Annotated in this window: 4 protein-coding genes and 1 pseudogene; 2 read left to right on the plus strand and 3 right to left on the minus strand. The window is 30.7% G+C overall.

The window, feature by feature from the left end; translation table 11 throughout:
- The coding region (locus Q0C58_RS09325; protein ID WP_290700514.1) for a M48 family metallopeptidase at positions 1–713 on the minus strand (713 nt) is incomplete at its 3' end.
- Positions 714–750: 37 nt separating this feature from the next.
- On the minus strand, positions 751–1551 hold the full coding sequence (locus tag Q0C58_RS09330; protein WP_290700517.1) for an RNA methyltransferase: 801 nt from the start codon (positions 1549–1551) through the stop codon (positions 751–753).
- Positions 1552–1778: 227 nt separating this feature from the next.
- Here Q0C58_RS09330 and Q0C58_RS09335 point away from each other — a divergent pair, with 227 nt between their 5' ends.
- Positions 1779–3161, plus strand: coding sequence for a choice-of-anchor L domain-containing protein (locus Q0C58_RS09335; protein WP_290700520.1), 1383 nt, complete (start codon positions 1779–1781; stop codon positions 3159–3161).
- 32 nt (positions 3162–3193) lie between these two features.
- Here Q0C58_RS09335 and Q0C58_RS09340 read toward each other — a convergent pair whose 3' ends face one another.
- Positions 3194–3367, minus strand: a complete 174-nt coding sequence (locus tag Q0C58_RS09340) for a hypothetical protein (RefSeq protein WP_290700523.1) — start codon at positions 3365–3367, stop codon at positions 3194–3196.
- Between the two features lie 169 nt (positions 3368–3536).
- Between Q0C58_RS09340 and Q0C58_RS09345 the strand changes: the two are divergent.
- Positions 3537–5476, plus strand: a pseudogene (locus Q0C58_RS09345) (hypothetical protein); the annotation flags it as partial.

Here is a 5476-nt window from a genome sequence, read left to right on the forward strand (position 1 = left end):
CGTTTTGAGCCATCAATAACAAAAATCTTGTCTAAATTAAAACCTACTGTTTGTGCGTAACTAGAAATAGCATCGCGTAAGGTTCCAGATTCTAATGGTGTTTGCTTGTTAAATAATGGCACTATTAATCTTGAGTAAAACAAATTCATAAATAGAGTAAACACAGCTATTAAAAGCCAAGCATATAACCAAAACGTGCTTCCTGTGGTTTGGTAAAACCAAGTTAATAAAGCTAAAATGCCACCACCAATTACAATAGACATTAACCAGCCTTTTATTTTATCTAGTACAAAAAGTTTTTTTGTGGTTTTATTAAATCCAAATTTCTCTTCGATTACAAAAGTTCTGTAATAGTCAAAAGGTGTGGATAGTATATCGCTTCCTAACATAATAATACCAAAAAAAATGAGAGTTATTAGTATATCGTTAGCTGTAAAATTCCTCGCTAATTTGTCTATAAATGCAAAGCCATCTAAAAAGAAAAACGCTAAAGTTGTAAGCAAAGAAAAACTAGCAGTTATAATAGAAAATTTATAATTCGTTTTTTTATAGTCTTGAGATTTTTGGTATTCTTCAGTATTGTAAACATCGTTTAAAGCTTCTGGAAGAGAATCGTTGTAGTGCTTAGCATTTAAAGCATCTAAAATTTGATCGACTATAAAGCTAATAATTAGGATTGTAATAAGTATATAGAATAGAGTAGTTGGAGTCATGTTATATTATGAATTGTCACTTTTGTTTGAAGTATTACTATTTAAAACCGCGTTGTCTTTTAGCTTCAAAAACAAGAATTCCAGCAGCTACAGATACATTCATAGAATCTATTGCGCCTTGCATTGGAATACTAATGTTTTGTTTTGCAGCATCTCTCCAAGCTTCACTTAATCCTGTCGCTTCTGTGCCAACAATAATTGCACTTGGTTTTGTGTAATCTTGTTTGTGATAATCCTGAGATTCCTGTAAAATAGCCGAAAAAATATTTATGCTTTTAGCTTTTAAAAAAGAAATTATATCTTTAGTAGATCCTGTAGCAATTTGGTTTGTAAACAGGCAACCAACGCTAGAACGTATAATATTAGGATTGTATAAATCGGTTTTTGGATTTGCTATAATTACAGCATCAACATTTGCTGCATCAGCTGTTCGTAAAAGAGCTCCAATATTCCCTGGTTTTTCGGGAGCTTCGGCAACTAAAATTAATGGGTTATTGTTTCTAAAATTTAAGTCTTCTATGTTATTTTCTTTACTTTGAGCTATAGCAATAATACCTTCGGTAGTTTCTCGATAAGCTATTTTAGTATAAACATCTTTACTTACTTCTATAACTTCGATTGTATTTAAAGCAAGAGCAGTAAGTTTTTCAATAGAAAACAATTCAGCATAAAATAGAATTGTTTTAATTTGGTAATCACCTTGTATTGCTAATTCAATTTCGCGGGCGCCTTCAATAATAAACAAACCTGTTTTTTTACGTTCGCGAGATTTTTCTTTTAATAAAACAATTTGTTTTATTAATGTGTTTTGAGTACTATTTATTTGTTTGTTAATCATTTAACTAAAAAAAATCTTATATTTATAGGTGAAACAAATTTACGCTAAATACCTTGTTTGGTAATGAAATTATTTAAGGTTTTTATAACCTTTTTCTTTTTTCATGATCTATTAAAAAACTAAGAAGTAGGAATATCTGCTTTTTAGTTGTTATAGTATTATCAATCAATCAATCAATCAATCAATCAATCAATTAATTAATTAAGCCAAAACGAACACCAACCATTATGAAAAAAATTACATTACTATTTATTTTAATTGCGTTTAATTATTCATTTTCTCAAATGACTATAAATGATGCTTTTACAACTCAACAACTTATTGAAGACCAGTTAATAGGTAATCCAAATTTTCCAACCTCTAACTTTATCTCAAGTACAGGAACAGATTTTGGGAGCGTTAATGGTCTTGCAGCTTTTAATTCTAATGGTGCAGATATAGCTTTTAGTCAAGGTATTGTGTTGAGCACAGGAAATGTACTTTCAATTCCTGGTGCAAATATAACTGTAATAAGTGAAGGCGGTAATTCATGGCCTGGAGATACTGATCTTGAAAGCGCAACATCTGTTAACAATACTAATAACGCCTCTTTTATTCAGTTCGATTTTGTAGCTCAAGTAGAAGCCATTAGTTTAGATTTTATTATGGCTTCTGAAGAGTATGGTACTTTTGAATGTGGCTTCCCAGATACGTTTGCTTTTTTTTTAACAGACTTAACAAGTGGAGTAACAATAAACATAGCAGTAGTTCCAGGAACGGTAACTCCTATTTCAATTTTTACTGTTCGTGGTGGTGGAAATAATGATTGTAACCCAGTAAATGACTCTTATTTTGATAGGTATAATTTTGATGTCTCTGCTGCTACAGCCAATCCAGACTATATAATACCCGAAATTTCACCAATAAATTTTAATGGACAAACTGAAGTGTTTACGCTTATGGGAAATTTAGTTATTGGTAATAATTATAGGATTAAAATTGTTATAGCTGATGCCTCAGATACTGCGTTTGATAGTGCTTTATTTATAAGAAAAAGTTCTTTTGGTGCAGTGCCTTTAATGGAACAAGAACCTAGTGATATTGTTATTGTAGACAATGATAATGATGGATCTTCTGTTTTTAATTTACGCGTAAATGAGCCACAAATGTTAGGAAGTGTAGATACGTCTATTTATTCTTTTGGTTTTGACTATTACACAACTTTGGCAGATGCAGAAGCAGAAACAAATGCCATTTCCAATCCAGAAGCTTATACAAACACTGCAGATCCAGAGACAGTTTATGTAAATATGAGAAATACTTTTACAGATATGTTTATTACCAATAGCTTTAAAATAGCAACAGATCCTGCATTATTAAGTGTTGAAGATTTTATATTAGATCAAGTGAAGGTTTATCCTAATCCTGTAGTAGATAAACTGCAAATTAGTAACCAAGATGGTGCAATTACTGGTGTAGAAATTTATAATATTCGCGGTCAATTAGTAACATCTCTTACAAATGATTCAACTAATACTTTAGAGATTAATTTCGAGAGTTACACTAAAGGTGTTTATTTAGTTAGGCTTATCTCTAATCAAGGAAGTAGTTATAGAAGAATTATTAAATAAATAATATAATATTTCGAAAATAGAAAAAGCTTTTAGTAATAACTAAAGGCTTTTTTACTTGAAACCTCTTTGTCTTTTAGTTTCGAAAACAAGAATTCTTCAGCTACAGAAATATTCATAGAATCTATTGCGCTTTGTATTGAGATACATATTCTGTTTAGCTGCTTGTCTCCAAACGTTTCTAAGTTCTGTAGCCTCTGTGTCAACAACAATAACTGTTGGTTTTGTATAATTTTGTTTGATAACGAAATGACTTAGGGTTTTAATACAATATTTTTCATTTTCATCATCTATTAAAAAACTAAGAAGTAGGAATATCTGTTTTTTAGTTGTTATAGTATTGTCAATCAATAACTAATCCTAATACCGAACACTATGAAAAACCAATTACTACTATTTTTCGCTTTATTATTTTCATTTTACAGTTTTGCTCAAATTGCAAACCAACCAACGCCATTAGAAGTTTGTGACGATGCTATACAAGATGGCATTACTCAATTTGACTTAACGATTAAGAATTTAGAAATTTTAGGGAACCAAAATTCAAATAATTTCTCAGTATCGTATCATTCTAGTCAAATGGATGCCGATACAAATATAAATCAATTATCAAGTCTATATACAAATACATCAAACCCAGAAACCGTTTTTGTAAGAGTAGAGGAGTTGAGTACTGGTGGTTTTGATACTACAATTTTAAATTTGTTTGTAAATCAAGCTCCTAATATATTTTCTCCAACTCCACTTGTGGTTAATGATGATGATAATGATGGTTTTGCAGATTTCGATTTAACTATAAAAGATGCTGAGATTACTTCAGGAAACGAAACTTACACTGTAAGCTATTTTGAAACTAGTATAGATGCAGATACTAATACCAATCAATTATTGTCTACTTATACTAATATTATCGCTAATGCTCAAACTGTATATTTTAGAGTAGAAGAGACTTTTAATGGTTGTTATACACTTGGTACTCTGGATCTTTTAACAGAATATGGCGCTTTTCAAGTTAATCCTGCTACGCTTTCAGCATGTAACGATTCTACTACTATTATATTCGATTTAACTTCAGCAAATCAATATATACTAGATGGTTTGATACAAAACGATTATACAATTGCTTATTACGAAGTGTATGATTTCGCATTAACACAATCTAATGCAATTGTAATTGCATCTGCATATAATTACAGTCCTAATATTCCTATTGTTTATGCAGGAGTTACAGAAACAGCAACAGGAGAATATGTTATTACAACAATAAACCTTAATGTTAATCAATTACCAATTGTAGATTTGGGTGATGATATTGCAGGATGTGATGGCACATCTATAGTATTAAATCCAAATTCAAATATAAATCAATCTAACTTTATTTTTCAATGGAGCACAGGTGAAACTACACCAGAAATTGTTGTAACAACAGCTGGAACGTATACAGTAACAATTACAAATCCTACAACAGGATGTACAAATTCAGGAAGTTCTACAGTATTAATAGGTTCTATTTTTGCAATAGGAACGCCTCAAGATTTATTTTCTTGTGGAGCAAATTCGGTTTTCGATTTAACTTCTACATTACCAGAGATATATAATGGTACAGACCCAAATACGGTAATTATAGGATTTTATGAGTCTCAACAAGACGCATTTAGTAATGTAAATGAAATTCAAAATTTAACTAATTACACCTCTAATTCAGATTCTCAAACTATTTTTGTTTCAGGTATTTTCAATGGAAATCAAGTTGGATGTCCTTCTAATACCTCTTTTAACTTAATAACAGAAAACTGTCCAACATCAGTAGTATGTGGACAACCAGTAACAAGTTCTTTCTGCTATTCAAATAACGAAACACTTCAGTATGCTTATACAAGTAGTGATGGTTCTCCATTACAATTGGTTATTGTTTCTGGTCAAGTAGAAAATAATTTCGATGAATTAATTGTTTTAGATTCGGACGGAACTACCAATTTAAATGCTGCTTCGCCATACGGAAACACAGGAGATGTTACTAACTTAACATTTGCATCTACAGGAGACACTATAACAATTTATGTAGATTCAGATGGAAGTATTGATTGTCCAGGTAATAACTACAGTACAATAGACTATGTTGTAAGTTGTTTAGATACTACTGCAATTCCAAACTGTAATGCTGTTTTAACAACACCTCAAGATTTAGCAGTAGATGTAAACGAAAATGTGGATTTTTCATGGACACCTGCAACTGTATTTGTTACAGGTTACTTTCTAACAGTTGTTGATGCTACAGGAGAAATTGTATTAGATATGGTAGATGTAGGTAATGT

This window comes from Lacinutrix sp., from assembly GCF_023299985.1.
GTDB lineage: Bacteria > Bacteroidota > Bacteroidia > Flavobacteriales > Flavobacteriaceae > Lacinutrix.

Coding starts and splice junctions, on each gene's coding strand:
- Q0C58_RS09330 (WP_290700517.1), bottom strand. CDS start 1,551: ATGATTAACAAACAAATAAATAGTACTCAAAACACATTAATAAAACAA.
- Q0C58_RS09335 (WP_290700520.1), top strand. CDS start 1,779: ATGAAAAAAATTACATTACTATTTATTTTAATTGCGTTTAATTATTCA.